This window comes from Pseudomonas sp. NPDC087690 (genome assembly GCF_044743175.1).
Classification (GTDB): domain Bacteria; phylum Pseudomonadota; class Gammaproteobacteria; order Pseudomonadales; family Pseudomonadaceae; genus Aquipseudomonas.
In genome coordinates this window covers 494,676-516,459 of record NZ_JBIUVX010000001.1, presented here as the reverse complement: position 1 = coordinate 516,459, position 21,784 = coordinate 494,676, and the positions used below count along the sequence as shown (strand labels likewise).

The 21,784-nt window shown below is 57.4% G+C and carries 30 protein-coding genes; 26 read left to right on the top strand and 4 right to left on the bottom strand.

The features are described from left to right. The first annotated feature begins 109 nt into the window (after positions 1-109). Complete coding sequence (locus tag ACIPIZ_RS02340; protein WP_401163740.1) at positions 110-370, top strand: hypothetical protein; 261 nt, start codon at positions 110-112, stop codon at positions 368-370. Positions 371-424: 54 nt separating this feature from the next. Here ACIPIZ_RS02340 and ACIPIZ_RS02335 read toward each other — a convergent pair whose 3' ends face one another. Beyond that, positions 425-955 carry a hypothetical protein gene (locus tag ACIPIZ_RS02335; protein WP_401163738.1) on the bottom strand — a complete coding sequence of 177 codons (531 nt, stop codon included), beginning with the start codon at positions 953-955 and terminating at the stop codon, positions 425-427. On the opposite strand from ACIPIZ_RS02335, the gene ACIPIZ_RS02330 reads away from it, so the two are divergent. Then, positions 954-1,292 (top strand): MFS transporter, encoded by a 339-nt coding sequence (locus ACIPIZ_RS02330; RefSeq protein ID WP_315448032.1) that lies wholly within the window; start codon positions 954-956, stop codon positions 1,290-1,292. The genes ACIPIZ_RS02335 and ACIPIZ_RS02330 overlap by 2 nt on opposite strands. After that, the gene (locus ACIPIZ_RS02325; RefSeq protein ID WP_401163735.1) at positions 1,289-1,636 is read left to right on the top strand and encodes a hypothetical protein; all 348 of its coding nucleotides are present in this window, start codon (positions 1,289-1,291) and stop codon (positions 1,634-1,636) included. The genes ACIPIZ_RS02330 and ACIPIZ_RS02325 overlap by 4 nt, the downstream gene beginning before the upstream one ends. A 267-nt stretch (positions 1,637-1,903) precedes the next feature. Here the strand turns inward: ACIPIZ_RS02325 and ACIPIZ_RS02320 are convergent, their stop codons facing one another. Continuing rightward, the gene (locus ACIPIZ_RS02320) at positions 1,904-2,476 is read right to left on the bottom strand and encodes a hypothetical protein (RefSeq protein ID WP_401163733.1); all 573 of its coding nucleotides are present in this window, start codon (positions 2,474-2,476) and stop codon (positions 1,904-1,906) included. Between ACIPIZ_RS02320 and ACIPIZ_RS02315 the strand changes: the two genes are divergently transcribed. The 21 genes from ACIPIZ_RS02315 to ACIPIZ_RS02215 all read left to right on the top strand — a co-directional run bounded on the left by ACIPIZ_RS02315 (position 2,462) and on the right by ACIPIZ_RS02215 (position 19,206). Then, positions 2,462-3,085 (top strand): putative metallopeptidase, encoded by a 624-nt coding sequence (locus tag ACIPIZ_RS02315; protein WP_401163731.1) that lies wholly within the window; start codon positions 2,462-2,464, stop codon positions 3,083-3,085. The genes ACIPIZ_RS02320 and ACIPIZ_RS02315 overlap by 15 nt on opposite strands. A 31-nt stretch (positions 3,086-3,116) precedes the next feature. Continuing rightward, positions 3,117-3,578 (top strand): DUF2280 domain-containing protein, encoded by a 462-nt coding sequence (locus tag ACIPIZ_RS02310; RefSeq protein WP_401163729.1) that lies wholly within the window; start codon positions 3,117-3,119, stop codon positions 3,576-3,578. Next, positions 3,565-4,866 (top strand): terminase large subunit domain-containing protein, encoded by a 1,302-nt coding sequence (locus ACIPIZ_RS02305; RefSeq protein ID WP_401163726.1) that lies wholly within the window; start codon positions 3,565-3,567, stop codon positions 4,864-4,866. The genes ACIPIZ_RS02310 and ACIPIZ_RS02305 overlap by 14 nt, the downstream gene beginning before the upstream one ends. Further along, on the top strand, positions 4,863-6,281 hold the full coding sequence (locus tag ACIPIZ_RS02300) for a DUF4055 domain-containing protein (RefSeq protein WP_401163724.1): 1,419 nt from the start codon (positions 4,863-4,865) through the stop codon (positions 6,279-6,281). Before ACIPIZ_RS02305 ends, ACIPIZ_RS02300 begins: the two co-directional genes overlap by 4 nt. After that, positions 6,256-7,341 carry a minor capsid protein gene (locus ACIPIZ_RS02295; protein ID WP_401163722.1) on the top strand — a complete coding sequence of 362 codons (1,086 nt, stop codon included), beginning with the start codon at positions 6,256-6,258 and terminating at the stop codon, positions 7,339-7,341. Before ACIPIZ_RS02300 ends, ACIPIZ_RS02295 begins: the two co-directional genes overlap by 26 nt. A 51-nt stretch (positions 7,342-7,392) precedes the next feature. Further along, the gene (locus tag ACIPIZ_RS02290; protein WP_401163719.1) at positions 7,393-7,986 is read left to right on the top strand and encodes a hypothetical protein; all 594 of its coding nucleotides are present in this window, start codon (positions 7,393-7,395) and stop codon (positions 7,984-7,986) included. Positions 7,987-8,070: 84 nt separating this feature from the next. Continuing rightward, positions 8,071-8,799, top strand: a complete 729-nt coding sequence (locus ACIPIZ_RS02285; protein ID WP_401163717.1) for a hypothetical protein — start codon at positions 8,071-8,073, stop codon at positions 8,797-8,799. A gap of 12 nt (positions 8,800-8,811) precedes the next feature. Continuing rightward, positions 8,812-9,774: a major capsid protein gene (locus ACIPIZ_RS02280; protein ID WP_008076958.1), complete on the top strand. Its 963-nt coding sequence runs from the start codon at positions 8,812-8,814 to the stop codon at positions 9,772-9,774. 45 nt (positions 9,775-9,819) lie between these two features. Further along, complete coding sequence (locus tag ACIPIZ_RS02275) at positions 9,820-10,413, top strand: hypothetical protein (protein WP_401163714.1); 594 nt, start codon at positions 9,820-9,822, stop codon at positions 10,411-10,413. Positions 10,414-10,470: 57 nt separating this feature from the next. After that, positions 10,471-10,974 (top strand): DnaT-like ssDNA-binding protein, encoded by a 504-nt coding sequence (locus ACIPIZ_RS02270; protein WP_401163712.1) that lies wholly within the window; start codon positions 10,471-10,473, stop codon positions 10,972-10,974. 93 nt (positions 10,975-11,067) lie between these two features. After that, positions 11,068-11,397 (top strand): helix-turn-helix transcriptional regulator, encoded by a 330-nt coding sequence (locus ACIPIZ_RS02265; RefSeq protein ID WP_098963834.1) that lies wholly within the window; start codon positions 11,068-11,070, stop codon positions 11,395-11,397. A gap of 59 nt (positions 11,398-11,456) precedes the next feature. Beyond that, positions 11,457-11,825 carry a hypothetical protein gene (locus ACIPIZ_RS02260; protein ID WP_401163709.1) on the top strand — a complete coding sequence of 123 codons (369 nt, stop codon included), beginning with the start codon at positions 11,457-11,459 and terminating at the stop codon, positions 11,823-11,825. Beyond that, entirely contained in the window at positions 11,822-12,418 is a 597-nt protein-coding gene (locus tag ACIPIZ_RS02255) for a hypothetical protein (RefSeq protein WP_401163706.1), read from the top strand. Before ACIPIZ_RS02260 ends, ACIPIZ_RS02255 begins: the two co-directional genes overlap by 4 nt. Continuing rightward, positions 12,415-12,831, top strand: coding sequence for a phage tail terminator-like protein (locus ACIPIZ_RS02250; RefSeq protein ID WP_401163703.1), 417 nt, complete (start codon positions 12,415-12,417; stop codon positions 12,829-12,831). The genes ACIPIZ_RS02255 and ACIPIZ_RS02250 overlap by 4 nt, the downstream gene beginning before the upstream one ends. A 73-nt stretch (positions 12,832-12,904) precedes the next feature. Next, entirely contained in the window at positions 12,905-13,561 is a 657-nt protein-coding gene (locus ACIPIZ_RS02245) for a phage tail protein (protein WP_198759866.1), read from the top strand. A 3-nt stretch (positions 13,562-13,564) separates the two neighbouring features. Then, the gene (locus ACIPIZ_RS02240; RefSeq protein ID WP_401163700.1) at positions 13,565-13,945 is read left to right on the top strand and encodes a phage tail assembly chaperone; all 381 of its coding nucleotides are present in this window, start codon (positions 13,565-13,567) and stop codon (positions 13,943-13,945) included. Between the two features lie 47 nt (positions 13,946-13,992). Continuing rightward, positions 13,993-14,265: a DUF1799 domain-containing protein gene (locus ACIPIZ_RS02235; RefSeq protein WP_401163699.1), complete on the top strand. Its 273-nt coding sequence runs from the start codon at positions 13,993-13,995 to the stop codon at positions 14,263-14,265. Positions 14,266-14,292: 27 nt separating this feature from the next. Beyond that, complete coding sequence (locus ACIPIZ_RS02230) at positions 14,293-17,343, top strand: phage tail tape measure protein (protein ID WP_401163697.1); 3,051 nt, start codon at positions 14,293-14,295, stop codon at positions 17,341-17,343. Beyond that, positions 17,343-17,681, top strand: a complete 339-nt coding sequence (locus ACIPIZ_RS02225) for a phage tail protein (protein WP_401163694.1) — start codon at positions 17,343-17,345, stop codon at positions 17,679-17,681. The genes ACIPIZ_RS02230 and ACIPIZ_RS02225 overlap by 1 nt, the downstream gene beginning before the upstream one ends. Positions 17,682-17,690: 9 nt before the next feature. Continuing rightward, positions 17,691-18,440, top strand: coding sequence for a phage minor tail protein L (locus ACIPIZ_RS02220; RefSeq protein ID WP_401163691.1), 750 nt, complete (start codon positions 17,691-17,693; stop codon positions 18,438-18,440). A gap of 1 nt (position 18,441) precedes the next feature. Then, positions 18,442-19,206, top strand: a complete 765-nt coding sequence (locus ACIPIZ_RS02215; RefSeq protein ID WP_401163688.1) for a C40 family peptidase — start codon at positions 18,442-18,444, stop codon at positions 19,204-19,206. Between the two features lie 92 nt (positions 19,207-19,298). Here the strand turns inward: ACIPIZ_RS02215 and ACIPIZ_RS02210 are convergent, their stop codons facing one another. Both ACIPIZ_RS02210 and ACIPIZ_RS02205 read right to left on the bottom strand, forming a co-directional pair. Continuing rightward, positions 19,299-19,526: a hypothetical protein gene (locus ACIPIZ_RS02210; RefSeq protein WP_401163685.1), complete on the bottom strand. Its 228-nt coding sequence runs from the start codon at positions 19,524-19,526 to the stop codon at positions 19,299-19,301. Positions 19,527-19,983: 457 nt separating this feature from the next. Beyond that, positions 19,984-20,598, bottom strand: a complete 615-nt coding sequence (locus ACIPIZ_RS02205; RefSeq protein WP_401163682.1) for a hypothetical protein — start codon at positions 20,596-20,598, stop codon at positions 19,984-19,986. 116 nt (positions 20,599-20,714) lie between these two features. On the opposite strand from ACIPIZ_RS02205, the gene ACIPIZ_RS02200 reads away from it, so the two are divergent. Together ACIPIZ_RS02200 and ACIPIZ_RS02195 are read left to right on the top strand one after the other, a co-directional pair. Then, entirely contained in the window at positions 20,715-21,113 is a 399-nt protein-coding gene (locus ACIPIZ_RS02200) for a hypothetical protein (RefSeq protein WP_401163679.1), read from the top strand. A gap of 72 nt (positions 21,114-21,185) precedes the next feature. After that, positions 21,186-21,746 (top strand): tail assembly protein, encoded by a 561-nt coding sequence (locus tag ACIPIZ_RS02195; RefSeq protein ID WP_401163677.1) that lies wholly within the window; start codon positions 21,186-21,188, stop codon positions 21,744-21,746. Positions 21,747-21,784 lie beyond the last annotated feature (38 nt).

The following is a 21,784-nucleotide window of genomic DNA, read 5'->3' as shown; positions in this document are numbered from 1 at the left end:
AGTAACGCGAAACGCACACGAAACCCTGAGCCCGGCCAAGCGCCGGGTTTTCATTTCAATGTTTAGTCGCGTGCTTTAACCGTGTAAAATCAGCACATAGCCAGGACTCATGCATCTGGCGCCCAGTTTCTGGGGATCGAAAGGTTCAAATCCGGCCATGTCGGCTGCTCAAATGGCAATTCTGTTCGTACTTACGGTCTTGATGGCCGTTCTTTACGCCACACCTGAATTGCTGATCGCAACAGTCCAATTTGCGAATGAGGGTAGTCTGATGATGAAAGAAACCATGATGCAATATGTACAGCCAGTAGCCACAATGATTGCCGCCATTTGGTGTGGATGCATGGCCAACGGTAAGATCCCCGTTTGATACGAGGTAAGACCTCACATGAAAAACCCGGCCGCCGCGCCGGGTTTTTTGTTGTCAGTGCTTTGAAACACAAATTATGTCTTGGTCATACTGCGGAATTTTTTCGGCAGGTACTTCCACCCACTGTGCTCCTATTCCCAGGCCATCGGGAAGGCATTCCAGGCAAATGACGATCCCGTAGGTGCATCGGCCAGCTTGGCCATAAGGGATTGACTCATCTACAAGGTGATCAATTTTCCGACCAAGATTGGTATTAAGGGCGCTTTCTATCTTCTCTTCCAGTGTCTTGTCGGAGTTGCCAGGTATCAATGCCCCTTTCAGGATCTTATTGGCAACGGTGACTTTTTCATTTGATGTTGATCGATTGAAATTGTACATAAATTCGTTTTGGGCTTGCGGAGACATCTCTGCAATCTCCGGCGCGTAGGGGGCGAAGTAAAATATTCTAGCGCCGACGTCCTTTTCATTTGCCATTATGGGTTCTCTGATTTTTTGAAACCGTAGTGATAGCACCTGAGTGTTATTTTTCCAAGCCCAAGCAATGACTTGGGCTTTTTCATGCCCAGCCCACGGAGTCGAGCGCATGGAGTATCTACAGCGCCTGCTCGACAAGATCGACAGGTTTGAATTGCTGATCGCAGGACTGGTCGGCGCTGTCGTCGCAAGCTGGTGGCACAAAGACGATCTTGCGGACTGGCGTGCCTGGATGATCTTTCTAGTCACCGGCATTGCCTGCTCTCTGTACCTGACGAGCATGGTCAGCACCTACTTGGGTGTGACCGAGCCGAAGATCGTCGCGGGCATTGGCTTCTTGCTCGGAACCTTCGGCGGATCGCTGCTCGCAGCCATCAACCGAGCCATCAAAGCCGCTGACCTCTGGGCGCTTATTCGCCAGCGGTTCGGGGGAGGCAATCCACCATGAATCTTGAACTGATCAACTCCATCGCCTGCGGCTTGATTGCCTTGTGGGCGACCTGGTGTGTTCTGAGCGGTCGAGTGCGGGACGGTGTCATCGGCAAGCTGATCTATTCGGCGATCGCCATCAGCGGTTTCGTTGTGATGAGCCGGGAGCAGAACATCTTCATGATGGGGCCGACCACTGCCGGGATCACGCTGCACGTCTCGCTGGCTCTTGCCGGCATGCGCCACATCTTCATGGTCATCTGGTGGCAGCGGGTGAAAGCCTGGCTTTGCCGGATGCTGAACTGTGAGCATTGCATGCAGTGCGATAAGGCGCCGGGTGGTATAGAGCGTCGAACCAAGTAAGTCGCGACACGTTTCGCGAATTGGCAAATTGTGTCACAACATATTAGCGTCGCTCGCTGAGTACCTAGCTAACGGTACTATTAAGGCGTTCACAATGTAACCGGGCTGCCTCTTCGGTTTCGTGAGAAAGAACGGTTTTGGGTGCGCGGAGATCTTGCATATCTAGTACGGTGTACACGACCTTTCCTGTCCATTTTCCGTTTTTGACGCCTTTATCCATTTGTACTTCAAACCTGACCCTCATTGGTGAAACTCCTGCTTCGAGCTTTATTTTCGGGAAGAAAGGCAAACCTGATGGGTTTTTTTAGTTTCTGAAATCTGATTCTGTATTTCCTGCTTGCGCTCCGAACTGGACTCCAAAGTATCGGCTCTACTAGCAGTATTTTCTAGGCTTAGGACCTCGAGCCAGATAGTTTCGCATTCATCGTTTTGTAAAGCAGCTAGCCTCGACCTGGCATTCGAAAACTCTGTGCCAATTTTACGGTACGCCGAATCCCAATCTTTCAAATCGACGATGAGCTTTTCTTTTTCTAGTTTGAGTTGAGCGATTTGATCCCTCAAATAACTGTTTTCAGCCTCAATGCGACCTATCTCTCGCGATTGCTGCGACGAATATTGAAGGAAAGCAAATGCGCCGCCTCCACTTCCAACCACAACCCCTACAACCGTACTGATTATCCATTTTGTAGTGCTGTTCACTCTTTTCCCCCCCGTGAGATAAACGAGCAACACTACACTTTGATGATCTATGCCTACAAGCTGGGAGCGGCCAGATTGTTCTCCTGAAATGACGCTCGCTGCTCTGATTTTATGAGAGAAAAAACAATGGGCAGACCGCATCCATCAGCATCACTGCTAGGTTTGTCCGGTCTTTGCGAGTTTGGCATCCGCCTGACTCCTGCCCCAGAGGTTTGGGACTGGCTGCAAACGGAAATCCTTGCCGACACCGGCAGCATCCACAACGAAGACCATGCCCATCTGATCGATGCTGACGTGAGAGTCATGTGGGCGTCTGCTGCCTTCACGAAGAAGGGGCGCACGGTAGTCGGTCAAGCCGAGCAAGTAGCATTCCGCGCTGGTGGCTGGCAGAAAGCCCGGATGGAACAGCAGATGCTGGATTGGTTCGGCGATGTGCCGGCCTACATCATCACTCTGGCTGCCGATTACTGCGCCCAGTGCTCAGATGCTGACTTCTGCGCGCTGGTGGAGCATGAGCTTTACCACATCGCTCAAGCGACCGATCAGTACGGCGCACCCAAGTTCACCCAGGAAGGATTGCCCAAGCTTGAGATGCGCGGACACGACGTTGAAGAGTTCGTCGGTGTGGTGCGTCGGTATGGGGCAAGCGCTCAAGTGCAAGAGCTGGTGGACGCTGCAAACAATCCTGCTGAGGTAGGGAAAATGAACATATCGAGGGCCTGCGGAACCTGTCTGCTCAAGTCGGCCTGATTCTGGACAGGCTCTGGACGGATGAAAATCTATGGCAGCCCTTCAAAACGACGTGAAGGCCTTTATCGTTCAGGCCTTGGCGTGCTTCGACACGCCCTCACAGGTCGTTGAAGCCGTCCAAAAGGAATACGGGATATTGGTGACCCGCCAACAGGTGGAGACACACGACCCGACAAAGACATCAGGGAAAGGCTTGGCCAAGCGCTGGGTGACGATGTTTGAAGATGCGCGCAAGCGCTTCCGCGAAGAAACCGCCGAGATCCCGATCGCCAACCGAGCGTTCCGGCTTCGCGCTATGAACCGGTTTGTTGAGCGGGCCGAGTCGCTGAAGAACATCGGCCTGGCCATGCAGATCCTCGAGCAGGCCGCCAAGGAAGTCGGCGACGTCTACGTCAACCGCAACCGGAAGGACGAACCCAACGATGAGCCGGCAATCCCGACGCGCATTCAGGTCGACGTAGTGGATGCGAGGAAGCCGAATGCCGAGCCTTAACGTTCCGCAGTCGCAGTTCCTCCTGTTGCCTCACAAGTTTCGCGCATTCGTTGCTGGTTTCGGCTCCGGGAAGACCTGGGTCGGATGCTCGGCGCTGAGCAAGCATTTCATGGAGTGGCCTGGCGTCAACGCCGGTTACTTCGCTCCGACTTACCCGCAGATCCGCGACATCTTCTACCCCACGATGGAGGAGGTGGCTTACGACTGGGGGCTGAAGACCAAGATCAATCAGGCGAACCATGAGGTTCACATTTACAGCGGTCGGCAGTATCGCGGTACTGTCATTTGCCGGTCGATGGAGAAGCCGCAAACAATCGTCGGCTTCAAGATCGGTCACGCCCTGGTGGATGAGCTGGACGTGCTGACGTCGATCAAGGCTCAGCAAGCCTGGCGCAAGATCATTGCCCGGATGCGTTACAACCTGCCCGGGCTGAAAAACGGCGTTGACGTGACCACGACGCCGGAAGGCTTCAAGTTCGTCTTTCTCCAATTCGTGAAGCAGTTGCGCGACAAGCCAGCGCTGAAGGAGATGTATGGCCTTATCCAGGCCAGCACCTTCGACAACGAACTGAACCTGCCTGACGACTACATCGCATCACTGATGGAGTCGTACCCTGAGCAACTGATCCGCGCGTACCTGAATGGCCAGTTCGTCAACCTGACATCCGGATCGATCTATCACGCCTACGACCGCAAGCTGAACCAGTGCTTCGACACTGTGCAGCCCGGCGAGCCGCTGTTTATCGGCATGGACTTCAACGTCGGCAAGATGGCTGCAATCACCCACGTCAAACGTGATCAAGGCCTACCGCGCGCCGTGGATGAGCTGATGGAGGGTTACGACACGCCGGACATGATCCGCCGGATCAAAGAGCGGTACTGGGAGCACACCGGCAACGACTACAAGAAGACCTGCGAGATCCGGATCTACCCCGACGCCTCTGGCGATTCGCGCAAGTCAGTCAATGCCAGCCTCACCGATATCGCCATGCTCAAGCAGGCAGGCTTTACGGTCATCGCGCCGGCGGCCAACCCACCGGTAAAAGATCGGATAAACGCCATGAATGCCATGTTCTGCAATGCGCAGGGCGAACGGCGGTACCTGGTTAACCCGTTTACATGCCCGACCTACGCCGACGGTCTCGAACAGCAGATCTGGGCGCCCAATGGCGAGCCCGACAAGAGCCAAGGCAACGACCACGCCAACGACGGCGGCGGTTACTTCATTCACCGCGAGTACCCGATCATCAAACCGGTCACCGCTATCAAAATGGGATACGCCCGATGAGCAACGACGTCTCCTTCAAGCGGGCGGACTACATCGAAGTATTGGATCGCTGGTCAACCGTTCGTGATGTTTGCGCCGGCCAGCACCGGGTTGTCGACCGACTGCCTTACATCAACGCTCACGACAAGTCGCCGGAGAACGTAGATCGAAACAAGGCGTATCGCGAACGGGCGGTGTTCAAGAACGCCACCGGTCATACGCGAAATGGCTTGCTCGGTTTGGCGTTTCACAAAGACCCGACTCTGGCTGTTGCAAAGAAGATGGAGTACCTGCAAGACAATGCCAATGGGTCAGGCGTGAGCATTTACCAGCACTCGCAAGGTACGCTGGAAAAGGTGCTTGAGGCTGGTCGCCACGGTTTGTATGTCGACTATCACCAAGACGCCGGCACCGGTGGCCACTCGGTCATCCTGTCGTACTGCGCCGAAGACATCATCAACTGGCGCACTGGCATGGTGAGCGGTCACAGCGTGTTGACTCTTGTGGTGCTGCGCGAGTCGCCAGAGATCGAAGACGGCTTCGGTTTCAAGGTGATAGAGCAATACCGGGAATTGGCGCTCGAGGATGATGGCTTTGTCTGCCGCGTTTGGCGCAGGTCCGGGCCGAAAGGTGGCGGGCCGCTGGCCGTTGTTCAGGAGTTCAAGCCCACCGGCGCCGCCGGCCGCCTGAAAGAGATCCCGTTCACCTTCGTCGGCGCGCAAAACAATGATCCGAGCATCGACGAATCACCGCTCTACGATATCGCCATGATCAACCTGGGCCACTACCGGAACAGCGCCGACTACGAGGACAGCGTCTTCTGGTGCGGCCAAGCCCAGCCATGGATTTCCGGTCTGGATGAACAGTGGCGCGACTGGATGGAGAAGAACGGCGTTTACGTCGGCTCCCGCGCCCCGATGATGCTGCCAACAGGTGGCACCTTCGGTTACGCCCAACCACTGCCGAACACACTGGTCAAGGAGGCGATGGCCGACAAGAACCAGATGATGATTGAGCTGGGTGCACGGATGGTAGTGGCTTCTCTCTCGTCCAAGACGGCGACCGAAGCACGTGGTGATCAGTCCGCATCGACGTCGGTGCTCGCCGGCTGCGTTGCCAACGTCAGTGAGGCCTATACCCGGGCGATCATGTGGTGCTGCACCTACATGGGCGTCGACGACGCGAAGGTCGCCTATCAGATCAACCAGGAATTCGTGGAGCTGACGGCCGATCCGCAGATGATCACTGCATTGGTTGGACTCTGGCAGAACGGTGGATTCGCCAAAGCGGATTTGCGTGCCTACCTTCGCAAACTTGGCCTGATCGCGCCTGAGCGCACAGACCAGCAGATCGATGGCGAGTTGGCAGAGCAGGGTGACGGCTTGGGCCTGGACGACGAGGACAAAGTAGATGGCGGCAAACCAAGCAATCCTTGACGCCACGATTCGGCACGCGGTCTTCCTCGAAAAGCTGAAGGCAGGGGAGGTCGGCAAGTTCGCTCCCTTCCTGAAGGAGATCGACCGCTCGATTCGCGATCGGCTCACCCAGTCGGATCTGACCGAGTACAACGTCAAGCGGCTGGAAGCGTTGCTGAAAGAAGTCGACAGTCTGCTGCTGGGTATCTTTGATCGCTACAGAGCGCAACTGGACCTCGACCTGATCGACATCGCCAACTACGAGGCTGAGTTTGAAGCGTCGAGCCTAGCTCGATCAGCGCCGGTAGGTGTCTCGCTGGATGTGGTCGCGCCAACGGCAGCGGCTATCCGCACCGCAGTGCTGACCAATCCCCTCAGTGTGCGCGGCACCGGCGGCGGCAAGCTGCTGAAGTCGTTCATCAAGGGCTGGACCAGTGCCGAGCGCGAGCGCGTCACCGGCACGATACGGCAGGGTTTCTTCGAAGGGCAGACGAACTTCCAGATCATCCGCAACATTCGCGGCACCAAGGCAGCCGGGTACAAGGACGGGATTCTCGCCACCACCAGCCGCAATGCCAGCACGGTGGTGCACACAGCGATTCAGCATGTGTCGTCACAGGCGCGAATGGAGGTGGCCAAGGCCAACACCGACATCGTGTCCGAGGTTGAGATGGTCGCCACGCTGGACAGCAAGACCAGCCAGCAGTGTCGGTCGATGGATAAGCGCCGATTTCCGGTCGATTCCGGGCCGCGCCCACCGTTTCACCCGAATTGCCGGACCACGTTCGTCCTGCTTACCAAGCTCAGCGAGATGTTCGCCAAGGGCGCTACCCGGGCTTCGGTGGGCGCAGATGGAGCCGGGCAGGTCAGTGCAAGCCTCGACTATTACCACTGGCTTCAGCAGCAGCCTGCGTCATTTCAGGATGTGGCAATCGGGCCGATGCGGGCAAAGCTGTTGCGCGAGGGCGGATTGAGCATTGAGCGTTTCGCAGAACTACAGCTTGATCGCAATTTCGCGCCACTTTCACTTGCGCAAATGAAAAAGCTAGAACCTATAGCATTTCACTCGGCTGGCTTATAAAGTCAAAAATGCTCTTGGTAATGCGATAAGTTAAGCTTTCCCTCCTGAAATGTGGCTGACGAAGGTAAAGGAATGCTTAGGAAAACAACGAAATCACTTACGGAATGTTTAAAAAGATGCACGCGTTTCCGAAAACAAAGGAAAGGAACGCTTGAGTTTTCGTATGAGCTCTCTGATGCGGCTGTTGTTGCTGAAATTGATGAGCAACTCGCATTGCTGACATCCGATGGTTCTTTCGATATAAATAGGCGTGACGATTTCCTCTTTTTTGTATTTTTAATAAGGCGTGCTCCCGCTTTGCGAAAAAGTTTCTTCTCCAAGATGAATTGTCTAGAGATGTTTACGGTTTTTAGCAGAGTAAATCGCAGTAACTATACGAGGATCGATTGTGCTCTTTTGCTCTTGAAGGACGCTATGAGCGCAGGCGATTTATCTAAAACAATCGGGGTTATTTGCGATATTCGAGAAAACAGTTTTAATGAGTGGGTAGAGTTTGTCGCGAAGAAAGTAAATAGCGGTCGTAAGAGTAACTCAGTGAGCAATCCAAATCCGTGGCTTTGGATCTTGGACGTCGCTTCTAACTCATTGTGGTCGGCGCCATACGGGAAGAAAGAACTGCAACTAATCGAAATTCTGACTTACTAGGTTTTTTATTTTTCAGAATAACCCGCTTTTGCGGGTTTTTTTATGCCTGCGAAACGGGCGTCACAAACTCAAGGGTGCATCAACGTGGCAGAAGAAAACGAAATCGATCTGGACAATCCGGCAATCAAGGCCGCTATCGCGACTGCCGTTGAGACCTCTGTTGCTGGGTTGAAGGGTAAAAACTCCGAGCTTCACGGCAAGCTGAAAGACGCCACCACGAAGCTGAACCAGTTCGAGACGCAATTCGAAGGCATCGATATCGACGCCGTCAAAGGCCTGCTCAGCCGGGCCGGCCAAGACGAGGAAACCAAGCTGCTGACTGAGGGCAAGGTGGACGAGGTATTCAACCGCCGCACCGAGCGCCTGCGTGGCGACTACGACAAGCAGTTGAAGACCGTCACAGCGCGCGCCGAGAAGGCCGAAGCATTCGCCGCGAAGTTCCAGGGCAAAGTCCTGGGCGATTCGGTTCGCGGCGCAGCTTTGAAAGCCGGCGCACTGCCGGAAGCAACCGACGACATCATCCTACGCGCCAAAGGCGTGTTCTCGCTGAACGAGGAGGGGGAAGCGGTCGCCGTTGATGAATCCGGCCAGGTCGTCCTCGGCAAAGACGGCAAGACCCCTCTGACTCCGCTCGAATGGGCGGAATCACTGCGCGAAAGCGCACCTCATCTGTGGCCAAGGGCCTCAGGCACACAAGCCCCGGGCGGGGGTGGCGGCCAGGCTGCATTCAAGCGCTCCGAAATGACTGCCGAGCAAAAGCGCGATTACCAGCGCAAGCACGGCCAAACCGCATACCTGCAACTGCCCAAGTAAGGGGATTCACCCATGGCAACGACTGTGAACAGCGACCTGATCATCTACAACGATGAGGCGCAAACCGCATACCTGGAGCGTGTCCAGGACAACCTCGATGTGTTCAACGCATCGTCCAATGGCGCGATCGTTCTCGACAACGAGCTGATCGAAGGCGACTTTCGCAAGCGCTCGTTCTACAAGATCGGCGGCTCGCTGGAGCATCGCGACGTCAACTCTACCGGTAAGGTGACCGCGAAGAAGATCGGCGCGGGTGAAGCCGTTGGCGTCAAAGCACCGTGGAAGTACGGCCCGTACCAGACCACCGAAGAAGCCTTCAAACGCCGCGGTCGTCCGGTCGATGAGTTCTCCCAGATCATTGGTGCCGACGTTGCCGACGCCACTCTGGAAGGTTTCATCCAGTACGCCACTGCTGCACTGCGCGCCTCGATCAGCTCCAACGCTGACATGGTGGTTTCGGCCAACATTGAAACCGACGGCAAGAAGACACTGACCCGCGGCATGCGCAAGTTCGGTGATAAGTTCGGTCGTATCGCGCTGTGGGTCATGCACTCCAGTGCTTACTTCGACATTGTCGACGAGGCGATCGCAAACAAGGTCTACGAAGAGGCGGGCGTCGTCATCTACGGCGGCTTGCCGGGCACTCTCGGCAAGCCAGTGCTGGTGACCGACACCGCGCCGGCTGATGTGATCTTCGGCCTGCTGCCAAATGCCGTGGTGATCACTGAGTCTCAGGCGCCTGGTTTCCGTTCGTACGCGGTGAACGACGAAGAGAACCTCGGCATCGGCTACCGCGCTGAAGGCACCGTCAACATCGATGTTCTCGGCTACAGCTGGAAGGAAACCGCGGGCGGCGCGAACCCTACGCTTGCCGCTGTGGGTTCGGCTGCGAACTGGGTAAAGCATTCCAACAGCAACAAGGTGACTGCTGGCGTGCTGATCACTCTGACCACTACGCCACCAGCCGGCGGCTGATACTGACCCTGACAGCGGCCAGCGATGGCCGCTACGGAGATTTTTATGGAACTGGTTTACTCCACTCAGAACTCGGACTTCGATCCGGAAAAGCGTTACCGCAATCCAGCGCACTTTGATCGGCCTGAAGCGGGTGTGACCCATGCGGTCGTGATTGGCGACTGGCCGAAGGTGGTCGACGCCTATGAGGCGCAGGGCGTCGAAGTCTCGGTGTTGAAGCCTTTGATCAACCCACCGGTTGATTCGGGTGACGCTGACGCCATTGCCGGCCTGGAACGAGAGAACGCCACGCTGCGCGCCGAGCGCGACGGCATCGTGTTGCTGATCGCCGCCGCCGAAGGTCTGACTGAACTGGAACACCCTGGCGCCGGCGAGCTACCTATCCGCCTGTTCGATGCACTCAAGGCCATTCACGAAGGTGTCGTCAACCTTGAGGGCGAGCGTGATAATTTGGCGGGCGAAGTTCAATCGCTGAACGCCGAGATCGAGCGCCTGAAAGCGGCGGCGAATCAGCCTGACGAAAACGCCGAGAAAATCGCAGGCCTCAAAGCGCAGCTCGACGCTGCCAAAGTGCAGTATCGGGCGAACGCTTCTGTAGAGTCGCTGGAAAAGGCAGTTGCTGATCTGCAGCAGGCGTAATAACCCGGGTGCCCGGTAACGTAGCATCCGATCCAGAACACCACAGCGAGCTGATTCATGACTCTCATCATTGAGGACGGTACCAGTAAGCCTGACGCCGAAAGCTACGCATCCGCCGAGGACTTGGCCATGTACGCCGTGAAGTTCGGCGTGACCATCCCGGCGGAGGTTCCAGCGCAGGAAGCGCTGCTGCGCCGAGCCTCGCTGGCGATGGACGGCATGAAGTGGAAAGGGCGAAAGTTCAACAGCGAGCAGGCTCTGTCCTGGCCGCGCCGCGGAGTCGAACTCGATTACGAGATCAAGCCCGACAACTACCTGCCTGCGCGAATCCATTACGGGCAGATGGCGCTCGCTGCCGAGATCCATGCCGACGACGTTGACCCGATCGAGAAGCGCAAAGGCGCGGTAACTCTGGAGCGTGTCGAGGGCGCGGTAACTCGCGAGTACGCAACGATCCCGAACACCAGCGGCCGACTGTTGCCTGCGGCACCTGATCGACCAAGCGCAACGCAATTCGCAGACTATCTGATGAAAAGAGGGTTTTTTGCAGTGCGTGTTTAGTGTTTTTTCACAAAAAGGGCAGTGTATTCACAGTTGACGCTATCTAAAAAGTGGGTATGATCCGTGTCGCACCCACTAAAGAGGCTCAACCAAATGCTCCCTAATCCAAACGCAAAGAATTTCACCGAAAGCCTGCGCTCCGCACGCAAGGCTGCCAACATGACTCAAAAAGAACTGTCGCTGGCAGCAGGCTTCTTTGAAGGAATGGTTGGTTTGTATGAGCGCCGCGTCCACGTACCAGAACCAGATAGCTGGCTTAAACTGAATAAGATTCTCTTTCCTCACTCTGAGCTGGTAGCGCCATCGGCAGAGGTTATAGATGACTTTGAAGATGCAGTCAGTCTGACGGGTGCAACCGTCGAAGAGATTCTTGAGGAGCTTAAGCGCCGTGGTTTTGCCAAGGTAACGCTGGGCACGGCCTGATAAAAAACTGGCTTAAATAGACCCGCTTCGGCGGGTTTTTCTTTTTTTGGAGGTGGGACATGGCCTTCTACGACGAAATGGCCGTGATGGCTCTGGAGATGATCACAGAGTTCGGCCAGCCCGTGACCATCAGCAAGACGGAGCCTGGCGAGTACGACCCTGAGACCGGTGGCGAGTCACCGGGCGCCACAACCGAGCAGACCGCCCAAGGCATCCTGCTCGACTTCACCGGTCAGGAATTCCAGAACAACAGCCTCATCAAGCAGGGCGACAAGAAGCTCAAGATCGCCGCGCAGGGGCTGGAATGGGTGCCGGATCTGCTGAACAAGGTGATCATTCAGGGGCGCACCTGGTCAATTGTGCCGCCGTTGAAAGAGGTGAATCCCGCCGGGACGCCGATCCTTTACGAACTGCAGGTGAGGGCATGAGCCGGGCGGGCGCCGGTCAATCCGGCAGCTTCGCGCTGAGTCTCGCCGAGTTTGCCGCACAGACCAGCGAAGCCATCGACGCCAGTGTGCGCGAGATCATCATCGAGGTCGGCAGCAGCCTGATCCGCATGTCTCCAGTGGGTAACCCGGAGATCTGGGCTCAGAACGCAGTCGCGACCCAGTACAACAAGGCCGTCGACGAACACAACAGCGCGCTGCGCAGCGATCCGGCCAACCTCACCAAGGGCGGCAGCCTCAAGAAAGGCCGCAAGCTCAACGACGGCATGGACATCAAGGCGCCCGAAGGTTACGTCGGCGGCCGGTTCCGCGCGAACTGGCACATGTCCCTCGGCGTGGTCGAAAGCGTCACCTTCGACGAGGTGGACCCGAGCGGCGCCGAAACCACTGCAGCGCTGGTTGCTGCGATGAGCGACTTCACCGCCGGCCAGATGGCCTACATCATCAACAACTTGCCCTACGCGATTCCGCTGGAGTTCGGTCATTCGACCCAGGCCCCCGGCGGCATGGTCCGGGTAACCGTGGCTCGCTTCCAGCAGATCGTGCAGGAGGCAATCAGGAACAATCAGGTATGAGTCACGCGATCATCGCCTCTATCTACGAGGCAAAGCTCATCACTTGGAATAATGCCAGGCCGCAGAAGTTGAAGATCGTCTTCGAGAACATGGCATATACGCCGGTAGCGGATGAAACGTATCTGCGATCGTTCACGATCCTGGGCGATACCGCGAGCAACACGCTCGGCGGCGATCATCGGCTGTTTACCGGCGTGTTTCAGGTAAGCGTTATTGCACCGGCCGGTACCGGGAAAACGAAGACGAATCCGATCGTCGATGAACTGGCGGGCCTGTTCCCTCTGTACGCTCGGGACACGAAAGGGGCGGTCACTGTGGTGACTATGTCCCCAGTTGATCCCGGTCCAGGCATCACCGGCGATTCCGCGTACACCGTCCCGGTCTCGTTCTCCTATCGAGCCGATACCAACTGATCCCGCCCATTGGGCAACCCTACGAAACCCGCCACTGAGCGGGTTTTTTCATATCTGCAAAGAGGAAACACCCATGGGCTACAAGATCCCGAACGGCGGCACTTTCCAGCACGCTGCAACCTATGCCACTGCACTGGCGTTCGCTTCCATCACCAACGCTACTGAAGCTGTGGCAACCGTTGTGGGCGGTACGCTGAGCGCCGGCGATATCGTGTTGCTGACTTCGGGCTGGAGCAAGCTGGACAGCAAGGTGGTTCGAGTGAAGGCGGCAACCGCCACGGCAATCACGCTCGAGGGCATCGACACCACTGACACCCAGATCTTTCCGGCCGGCGGCGGCGCGGGCACCATGCGCAAGGTTTTGACTTGGGTGCAGATTCCGCAAATCTCCGACGTTGCCTTCTCCGGCGGTGAACAGAACTACCTCGACGTGGTTTTCCTCGAGGATGACCAGGGCAAGCAAATTCCGACCGACAAATCGGCGGCCAGCATGGTGCTGACCCTGGCGGATGACCCGGCGCAGGACTTCAACAAGGTGCTGATGAAGGCCGACGCCGGCAAACAGGTCGAGGCTGCACGTCTGAACCTGCCGGGTAATGACACGCTGCTCTACGGCGCTTACACATCGTTCTCCAAGCAGCCAGCAGTGTCCCGCAACAACCTGCTGACTCGCACTGTGAACCTGGCGCTTCAGGCTGAGCCGACCCGCTACCTGACCGCGGTGGTGTAACCGATGGCAAAAATCCGAATCGCCCAGAACCCGACGTTCCAAGCAATGGTGCTGATCCCGATCGTTGGCAGCGCGCCCGAAAAGATCGAGTTCACGTTCAAGTATCGCGACCGGCTGGAACTGGCCGCGCTTTTCGATGAGTGGAACAAGAATCGCAAGGAAGCCTTGGCCGTGCTCGGGGATCAACCATCGCTTTCTGAAGTGGTTGCTGCTGATGCAGCCCAGCAGGTTCAGCAAATCAAGGATCTGGTGGCTGGCTGGGCCTTCGACGACAAGTTCGATGAGAAGAGCATCACTGCGCTGGTGAAGTCGTGCCAAGGCGCAACCGAGGCGGTAGTCGAAGCCTATCAGGGCGCATACAACCAGGCCCGCTTGGGAAACTGACGGATGCCGCGCGCGCCCTGTATGCGCCCGCGGCGCCGGTTGAGTTGATGGGTATGTTCGGCCTCTCGCCAGGTGATCTTGAGGAGGAAACGGAGGTCTGGCCATGCAACTGGCCGGCCTTTCTCCTGTTCAACCGAATGTCCACGCAGTGGCGGGTCGGCACCGGTGGCGCCACCGGCCTTGATTACAACTGCATCCGCGGCGTCGCCGGATTCCTCGGCATCAAGAAAAAGAAACTCGCTGAAATCTTCCCTGACCTTCAGGTGCTGGAAGGCGAAGCCCTGCGCGTCATGGCGGAGGAAAGGGAAAACAGCCCGTAAGCACGGGCACTTATTCAAGGTGAGTCGATGAACATTGCAGAACTCGGCGTCAAGATCGACTCGGCCGATGCGATCGAGGCCAAAACGAGCCTGGATGAGATGGCGAAAGCTGGCGGTCGGGCCGAGCAGTCTGCCGTTTCGCTGATGAACGAAATGCAGGCGCTGGAGAAGTCACTCTCTACCAACGCCAAGACTACGCAGGACCTTGCCAAACAGCGCGATGCGTTGGCGAAACTGACCAAGACCGGTGCCTATGGCGAGGCTGAGGCCGCGAAGATCTCGGCGCAGCTCGACAAACAGCAGGTGGCGCTGGCCAAGTCGGCCATGGATGAACAGAAGGCATTGAATAGCCTGCTGGGCGCCATTGACCCGGCCCGTGCCGCGCTGGCGAAACTCGATACTCAGGTCGAGCAACTGGGCAAACATCTGGATGCCGGCCGGATCAGCCAGGACGAGTACAACACCGCCCTCAGCAAGATCGACAAGGATTACGACAAGCTCAACAAAACCTCCACCGGCTTCGACAAGTTGCGCCTCGGCACTCGCCAGGCACAGGAAAACGTCGTTCAGCTGGGGAATGCGCTGTCCTCGGGAGACTGGGGAAGTGGCGTACGTGCGGTTGCGCAATTGGGTGCCGGTGCCGGCGAGGGCGCCGCCGGCTTACTCGCGATGCTGGCGCCGCTTGCGCTAGCCACTGCGGCGGTTGGCGTGTTGGCCTACGCCTTCTACAAGGGCAGCGAAGAGCAGGACAACTACAACAAATCGCTCATCCTGACCGGCAACTACGCCGGTGTGAGTGCTGGGCAATTGGGCGAAATGGCCCGTCAGGTCAGCGCTACGGTCGGCACCACCGGGCAAGCGGCTGAGGTTTTAGCGCTGCTGGCGGGTAACGGGAAGATTGCTGGCGAGAGCTTTACCGGAATCACCCAAGCCGCTGTCTCGATGCAGGAAGCAACCGGCAAGGCCGTAAGCGAGACAGTAGCGGAGTTCGCCAAGCTCGCCGACGACCCGGTCAAGGCGTCTGCCGCGCTCAACGAGCAGTACCACTATCTAACCGCATCGGTTTACTCGCAAATCACCGCGCTGGAAAAACAAGGCGACCATGCGGGTGCTGTGAAGCTGGCTACCGAATCGTTCGCCGATGCTATCAACGAGCGTACGCCGCGAATTCTCGAGAACCTGAGTTTCTGGGAGAAGGGCTACAACGCGGTGGCTCGCGCTGCTGATGGACTGAAGAACATCGGGCGCAGCGATATCGGCACGGATATCGAGCAAGCTCGTCGTGACTTGGCGGGCGCTCAAGCTGGCGATATCGGCCTGTTCCAAAACAAGCAGGAGATGATCGAGTTCTACCAGAATCGACTCAACATGCTAGAGGACCAGAAAGCCGCGGAAGCCGACATCGCCAAATACGACGGTGATCGTTCAAAGGCCGAACTGGCGTCTCAGCAGGCAATGGTAAAGATTGATGCGCTGACCAAATCTGCATTGACCAATGAGCAAAAACGCAACGAAGCGATCAAGGAGTACAAGCGGCAGCTCGAAGACATCCGCAAGGTAGCGCCGAACGATCCGCGCCTGAATCAGGCCGCCATCGACAAGAACCTGGCGAACATCAACGACCAGTTCAAGGATTCGAAGGCAGCCGGTTCGCAGGTCGATCTGACCAGCTTCAACAGTGCCAAAAACATTCTGGCTGCAATCAGCGAGGAATACAAAAACGCCCAGAAGGAACTGGATGCGGCGCAGAAGGCTGGGCTCGTTTCTCAGGGCGACTACGCCCTGAAGCGCGAAGCGCTGATCGGCAACGAACGCGACGAAGTGACTGCGGCTTACGAGGCGGAGATTGCCGCGCTGGAAGTCGCGAAGGCGAAGAAGACCACCTCTGCCGCGCAAGACATCCAGCTGGACCAGAAGATCGCCGACGCGCGCGCGGGCATGGTCAAAGCGCAGAAGGGCGCCGATAGCCAGCTCGATGTTCTGGCCACAAACGAAACTGGCCGCCTCGCTCGACAAGAGCGCGCGATAACGACCTACGTTCAGGCCTTGGCTCAGCAGCAGCGAGCTCTGGAACTCGCAGGGCAGCGCGCAGTTCTTGGCGTCGGGCAGGGTGATCGCCTGAACGCGCTCAACAGTGAACTGAACAGCCAGCAGGATCGGTTTGCTCAGCAGTCGCTGGAACTGGCAAACCAGAAATCCGATCCGTCGCGGAACATGTCGGAGGAGGAGTTCGCCCGGAAGTCGCAGGCTCTCGCCGATGCGAACAAGGCTGCCACCGACCAAATCCGCCAGAACTACGCGGACGTTGAGGCTGCACAGGGTGACTGGACGAAAGGCGCAACATCGGCCTGGGCCAATTACCTGGATTCGGCGAGCAACATTGCCGGCCAGACGAAAACCTTGTTCGGTAACGCTTTTAGTTCGATGGAGGACGCGATCGTCAACTTCGCCATGACCGGCAAGCTGTCGTTTGCTGACTTCACCAAGTCGATTCTCGCGGACATGGCGCGGATCGCGACCCGTCAGGCGAGCTCGGCGTTGCTGAGCAGTCTCGTCGGCGCTGCCACCAGCTACTTCACTGGCGGTGGTGGCGGTAATGGGCTGGCGGCTGGATCAGCGGGTGCAACGTCGTCGAATCTCGGCGCGTCTTCGGCGGGTTATTCCAGCAGTTACTTCCCGCAGGCGCTCGGTGGTGCCTGGTCGTCGGGCGTGCAAATGTTCGCCAACGGCGGCGCCTTCACCAACAGCATCGTCAGCGCGCCGACCGCGTTCGGCATGGCCGGCGGCCGGGCGGGCGTCATGGGTGAGGCGGGGCCGGAGGCGATCATGCCGCTGACCCGGACTTCCAGCGGCAAGCTGGGCGTTATCGCCGCCGGGGGAGGCTCGGGCACTGCGATCAGCATCAATGCACCGGTCACGGTAGTGACCGAGGATCGCAGCTCCGAAGGCATGCAGATCGATCAGCAAGCCCTGTCGAGAAACCTACAGTCGCAGATGCAGGCGGTGGCCGAAAGAGCCGTCGCCGACTCTTGGCGCGCGGGCGGTACCAGCTTCCGAAATGCAAATGGGAGGGCCTGATGGCCATCGAGAAATTCACTTGGCCAACCGAGCGCGGGGAGACACCCGATATCAATTATCGGGTACGCACCTCAAAGTTCGGCAATGGCTATGCGCAGAACGTCGGCGACGGCCCGAACAACAAAGAGGACTCCTATCCCATCACCTACGCCGGTCAGAAGTCCAAGGTGCTGGAGATCATGGCGTTCCTCGACCGGCATGCCGGGGCAAAGGCGTTCCTATGGACAACGCCGCTCGGCGAGCTCGGGCTATTCACCTGTAAAAATCCCGCTCCTACACCAATGGGCGGCGGCGTCTTCAAACTCACCGCCACGTTCGAGCGGGCATTCCAACCATAAGGGGCAATCATGCCGCTGATCAGTGACATCCAGGTGCTTGAACCTGGCAGCGAAGTGCTGCTCTTTGAATTGGACGGCACGGACTACGGCGCGGATGTACTGCGTTTCCACGGGCACGCGATACCGCACACGGCGGCCGAACTGATCGCCGCCGGCGACAATGCAGATCAACTGCCGGCGAAGGCAATCTACTGGCAGGGTAACGAATACAGCGCCTGGCCGATGCAGATCGACGGCATCGAGGCGAACGGCGACGGTACTGCCGTTCGCCCTACGCTCTCGGTTGGCAACGTCAACGGGCGCATCACTGCGCTCTGTCTGGCGTTCGAGGATCTGCTCGAGTTCAAGCTGACGATGCGTCACACGCTCGGCACTTACCTCGACGCGGCGAACTTCCCGACCGGAAACCCGACGGCAGATCCAACCCAAGAAACGATCGAGGTCTGGTACATCGACCAGAAGACGAACGAGGACGGGGAGAATGTCAGTTGGGAATTGGCCAGCCCTGGCGACGTAGGCAACGAGTCAATCGGCCGGCAGGCTACGACGCTGTGCCACTGGTGCCTCACCGGCGGTTACCGAGGGCCGAACTGCGGCTACACCGGGCCGTATGTCACGAAGGACGGGGTGGTGACCGACAACCCCGAACTGGACGAGTGCGACGCCACGCTCGGCAAAGGCTGCATCCCGCGCTTTGGCGAAGGCAACCCGCTGCCGTTCGGTGGCTTCCCTGCTGTTTCCTTGATCGCACGGAGCTGACATGCGAAAGCACATCTTGAACGCGATCCGGGCGCACGCGGCCGCCGAGTACCCGAAAGAGTGCTGCGGGCTGCTGCTGGCGATCGGGCGCAAGCAACAATACTTCCCCTGCATCAATGTCTCGACCGAGCCGAACGAGGAGTTTCGAATCGATCCAGAGCAATACGCGACTGCCGAAGATGTCGGCGAAGTAATCGGTGTAGTGCATTCGCATCCGGACGCAACCAGCCGGCCGTCACCGCGCGACCTCGCCATGTGCGAGGCCACCGCGCTGCCATGGCACATCCTGAGTTGGCCGGAAGGGGACCTCAGAACGATTTTGCCCACCGGGGATGTGCCGCTGCTCAAACGTCCATTTGTGCACGGGGCTTGGGACTGCTGGCAGGTCTGCGCTGATTGGTACAAGCGCGAGTGGGGGCTTGAGTTCGACGCTTTCAAGCGCGCCGATGGCTGGTGGGAGAGCAAGGACAACACCAGCCTGTACGAGGCGAACTACGAGGCCGCCGGCTTCTACCGCGTCGACCAGCCACAGCGCGGCGACATGATCGTTATGGAAGTGGGGCGTACGGTTTACCCGAACCACGCCGGGATATTCCTCGGCGCTGACCCGGCGTTGCCGGGCGAGGATGCCGCGACGTTCGGCCCCGGCCCGTTTCTCCTGCATCACCTGTACGGTAGGCCCAGCGAAATCATCATTTGGGGCGGTCCGTGGCTCGACAGAACACGCCTGATTCTCAGGCACAAGAACGTAACACCAACCACATGACATGGCGGAGCCGCAGGAGAAAATATTGAACGGGAAAATTGACCCCAAAAAAATGGACGCAGACAGCGTCTTGCGGGCTGTCTGCGAGGTCGTTAACGAAGGCCGGCGACCAACCACCGCAAAGCGAGCGTGTTCTCGTCTTGCTCTTCTGGCGGCCGATCTCCGCTCGGCAGTTTCGAGATGGTTCGCAGCGCATCGCCCATGACGGCCTCAGTGTTTACGGCATCACTTGCTCTGAGAGCCTTACCGATCACAACGAGCGCAGAAAGCACGCCGAGCTTGAAAGGATCCTGAATTGCTTGATTGTCTGCTTCTGACACATTGACCTCCAGGTCATAAACGCGCCGAGATTGGCGCAATCCCAGTCCTTGGGCTTGCAGGCAAAGGACTGGGGGAATCCGTGCGTGAGGGCAAGAGGCTACTATTGGAGATCGGCGGGGCGTTACTGGGGATTCGTACAGGCGAGAAAAAGCCCGGCTGGGCCGGGCTAATCATGGAGTGCGAAATTCTGCGGATCAAGAATTTCAAGCAGCATCTGGTCATGCTCTGCGCGTGATGCTCTGTAGAACATGCACCTATCCAGCAGAATTCTTTTCATGCTTTTTGCAGAAGCGAGATGCCTTGGCTCCACGGAGATCGTCGCGGTTTTGCCACTCCGGGCGTCAGTGACTTCGAGGTGGTAGCGCCCAATCAAACCGTCTTCTCGCTTGGTGTGTCCAAGGTGTTTGAAGGTGAGGGTAGGTTCTGGTACGGCAACCTCGATCTGACGACAAGTAGTCACGGTTTCTCCGCATCGGTCAAAAGTTTCGTTAAGAAAGGAAATTCAATGCAACAGACTTGATCGATTTGTTCGCGCACATGTTGATGCGTAGCGCTGTCATGTGTAGCTATCGTAAGGTAATAGTTTTGGCCTTCATGCTGAGCGAAGACAATCCATTCTCCGCTTAAAGCTTGCCGCTCTGCGAGCCTCTGCCAATTCCCGCTAACAATGTCTTCAACCAGCGCAGGCACGTGGTGTGGTTCGATGAATCGCTCTTCGCCAGCATCCTCTGCGTCCCGAATCATCTGCTTGAATAGGGGGCTTTTAAACCGGGTTAGCCCCTTCTGAATGTTCTGGGCCATGGAGGCAAGACCATCCTGCATATAGTGCTTGTGCCATAGACCTTTCAGCGGTGGGTGACGATTTTGAATAGGCGGTTTTAGCCGGCTGGGTTTACCAGCTTCAAGTTCCTCGATCTCTCTGATGATTTTTGCGGGATTCTGGTGGCCAGATAACGCTCCACCGAGTAATTGCAGGGCGAGAAGGGTGCTGTAACGGCCCGGTGCAGCTGTATTAAGGCCAATCATTCGGACGAATTTTTGGAGATCTACATCCGGGTTTTGCTCTGGCATATGGCGTCTTCCATCATAAGAATGTGACTTCGAAAAAAGTAGCATATGCCACGCTGCTGGTTTTAGAACAATCGACGTACTGCTACATTGCCCGCATTTCCACAGGAGTGACCTGCATGAAACTGATCTTAGGAGCGTTGGCGGTAGCGCTGTTGGCTGGGTGTGCGACTTCACCGGTGCCGTCCGGAAAGGCTGACCCTGTGCCGAGCTCGCGTCTGTTCGCATATCAGAAGCCGGGTACCGATGGCGCTGTTTTGATCGTTACCCGTGATTCCGGCTTTGTTGGTGGCGGCTGCAATACCTTCGTGAGCATTGACGGGCGAAAAGCTGCCGAGGTTGGTTCTGGTGAAACCGCAAAGTTCTACGTTGCCGCCGGCGAGCACATCATCGGCGCGTCAGCATGCGGCAGCGGCTTGAAAGAGCGGGAAGCCAACATAAAGGCTGGTGCCACCAAGAAATTCAGGATATCCATCGACTCATCAATGAGCATGGACCTATCACCCACCATGCAATGACAAAGCCGCCCAAGGGCGGTTTTTTTATGACCGGAGAAAGCTGTGGCAGCGACGACAAGTAACAACCCAGTCATGACAACCATTCTTCTTTCAGGCCCGCTTATCAAGCTGTTTGGTCGCGTTCACCACCGCGAACTTGGCAGCAAGTCCGTTGGCGAGGCATTCAAGGCACTGAAGTGCACGATCAAAGGATTCGAAGGCGCCATTAAAGATCTTGAGCGCAGAGGGATGTGTTTCGCGATTTTCAGAAACCGGAAAAACGTGGCTGAAAAAGATTTTGGCCTTGGTGGAGCTCAGGAGATTCGCATTGTCCCCGTCATTTCCGGAAGCAAGCGAGCGGGCCTGCTTCAAACCATCATTGGTGCGGTTCTGGTCGTGGCCGGATCGTACTTTGGGCAGCCTTGGGCCGTGCAATTGGGCGTCGGGCTGGCGGCTGGTGGTGTTATTCAGATGCTCAGCCCACAGGCATCAGGACTGAAGCAAAGCGCCTCCCCCGAAAACTCCCCGTCCTACGCCTTCGGCAGCGCCAAGAACACTACCGCCAGCGGAAACCCGGTGCCGATCTGCATCGGTGAGCGCCGGTGGGGCGGAATGATCATCTCGGCCTCGATCCTGGCAGAAGATAAGTCTTAAAAGCAAAAACCCTCACATACACGGGAGAAGGATTGGTC

Coding starts and splice junctions, on each gene's coding strand:
- ACIPIZ_RS02265 (WP_098963834.1), top strand. CDS start 11,068: ATGCTCCCTAATCCAAACGCAAAGAATTTCACCGAAAGCCTGCGCTCC.
- ACIPIZ_RS02200 (WP_401163679.1), top strand. CDS start 20,715: ATGAAACTGATCTTAGGAGCGTTGGCGGTAGCGCTGTTGGCTGGGTGT.
- ACIPIZ_RS02220 (WP_401163691.1), top strand. CDS start 17,691: ATGCCGCTGATCAGTGACATCCAGGTGCTTGAACCTGGCAGCGAAGTG.
- ACIPIZ_RS02195 (WP_401163677.1), top strand. CDS start 21,186: ATGACAACCATTCTTCTTTCAGGCCCGCTTATCAAGCTGTTTGGTCGC.
- ACIPIZ_RS02225 (WP_401163694.1), top strand. CDS start 17,343: ATGGCCATCGAGAAATTCACTTGGCCAACCGAGCGCGGGGAGACACCC.
- ACIPIZ_RS02245 (WP_198759866.1), top strand. CDS start 12,905: ATGGGCTACAAGATCCCGAACGGCGGCACTTTCCAGCACGCTGCAACC.
- ACIPIZ_RS02235 (WP_401163699.1), top strand. CDS start 13,993: ATGGGTATGTTCGGCCTCTCGCCAGGTGATCTTGAGGAGGAAACGGAG.
- ACIPIZ_RS02280 (WP_008076958.1), top strand. CDS start 8,812: ATGGCAACGACTGTGAACAGCGACCTGATCATCTACAACGATGAGGCG.
- ACIPIZ_RS02240 (WP_401163700.1), top strand. CDS start 13,565: ATGGCAAAAATCCGAATCGCCCAGAACCCGACGTTCCAAGCAATGGTG.
- ACIPIZ_RS02230 (WP_401163697.1), top strand. CDS start 14,293: ATGAACATTGCAGAACTCGGCGTCAAGATCGACTCGGCCGATGCGATC.
- ACIPIZ_RS02270 (WP_401163712.1), top strand. CDS start 10,471: ATGACTCTCATCATTGAGGACGGTACCAGTAAGCCTGACGCCGAAAGC.
- ACIPIZ_RS02315 (WP_401163731.1), top strand. CDS start 2,462: ATGGGCAGACCGCATCCATCAGCATCACTGCTAGGTTTGTCCGGTCTT.
- ACIPIZ_RS02275 (WP_401163714.1), top strand. CDS start 9,820: ATGGAACTGGTTTACTCCACTCAGAACTCGGACTTCGATCCGGAAAAG.
- ACIPIZ_RS02340 (WP_401163740.1), top strand. CDS start 110: ATGCATCTGGCGCCCAGTTTCTGGGGATCGAAAGGTTCAAATCCGGCC.
- ACIPIZ_RS02310 (WP_401163729.1), top strand. CDS start 3,117: ATGGCAGCCCTTCAAAACGACGTGAAGGCCTTTATCGTTCAGGCCTTG.
- ACIPIZ_RS02325 (WP_401163735.1), top strand. CDS start 1,289: ATGAATCTTGAACTGATCAACTCCATCGCCTGCGGCTTGATTGCCTTG.
- ACIPIZ_RS02305 (WP_401163726.1), top strand. CDS start 3,565: ATGCCGAGCCTTAACGTTCCGCAGTCGCAGTTCCTCCTGTTGCCTCAC.
- ACIPIZ_RS02335 (WP_401163738.1), bottom strand. CDS start 955: ATGCGCTCGACTCCGTGGGCTGGGCATGAAAAAGCCCAAGTCATTGCT.
- ACIPIZ_RS02215 (WP_401163688.1), top strand. CDS start 18,442: ATGCGAAAGCACATCTTGAACGCGATCCGGGCGCACGCGGCCGCCGAG.
- ACIPIZ_RS02295 (WP_401163722.1), top strand. CDS start 6,256: ATGGCGGCAAACCAAGCAATCCTTGACGCCACGATTCGGCACGCGGTC.
- ACIPIZ_RS02300 (WP_401163724.1), top strand. CDS start 4,863: ATGAGCAACGACGTCTCCTTCAAGCGGGCGGACTACATCGAAGTATTG.
- ACIPIZ_RS02250 (WP_401163703.1), top strand. CDS start 12,415: ATGAGTCACGCGATCATCGCCTCTATCTACGAGGCAAAGCTCATCACT.
- ACIPIZ_RS02320 (WP_401163733.1), bottom strand. CDS start 2,476: ATGCGGTCTGCCCATTGTTTTTTCTCTCATAAAATCAGAGCAGCGAGC.
- ACIPIZ_RS02260 (WP_401163709.1), top strand. CDS start 11,457: ATGGCCTTCTACGACGAAATGGCCGTGATGGCTCTGGAGATGATCACA.
- ACIPIZ_RS02255 (WP_401163706.1), top strand. CDS start 11,822: ATGAGCCGGGCGGGCGCCGGTCAATCCGGCAGCTTCGCGCTGAGTCTC.
- ACIPIZ_RS02205 (WP_401163682.1), bottom strand. CDS start 20,598: ATGCCAGAGCAAAACCCGGATGTAGATCTCCAAAAATTCGTCCGAATG.
- ACIPIZ_RS02330 (WP_315448032.1), top strand. CDS start 954: ATGGAGTATCTACAGCGCCTGCTCGACAAGATCGACAGGTTTGAATTG.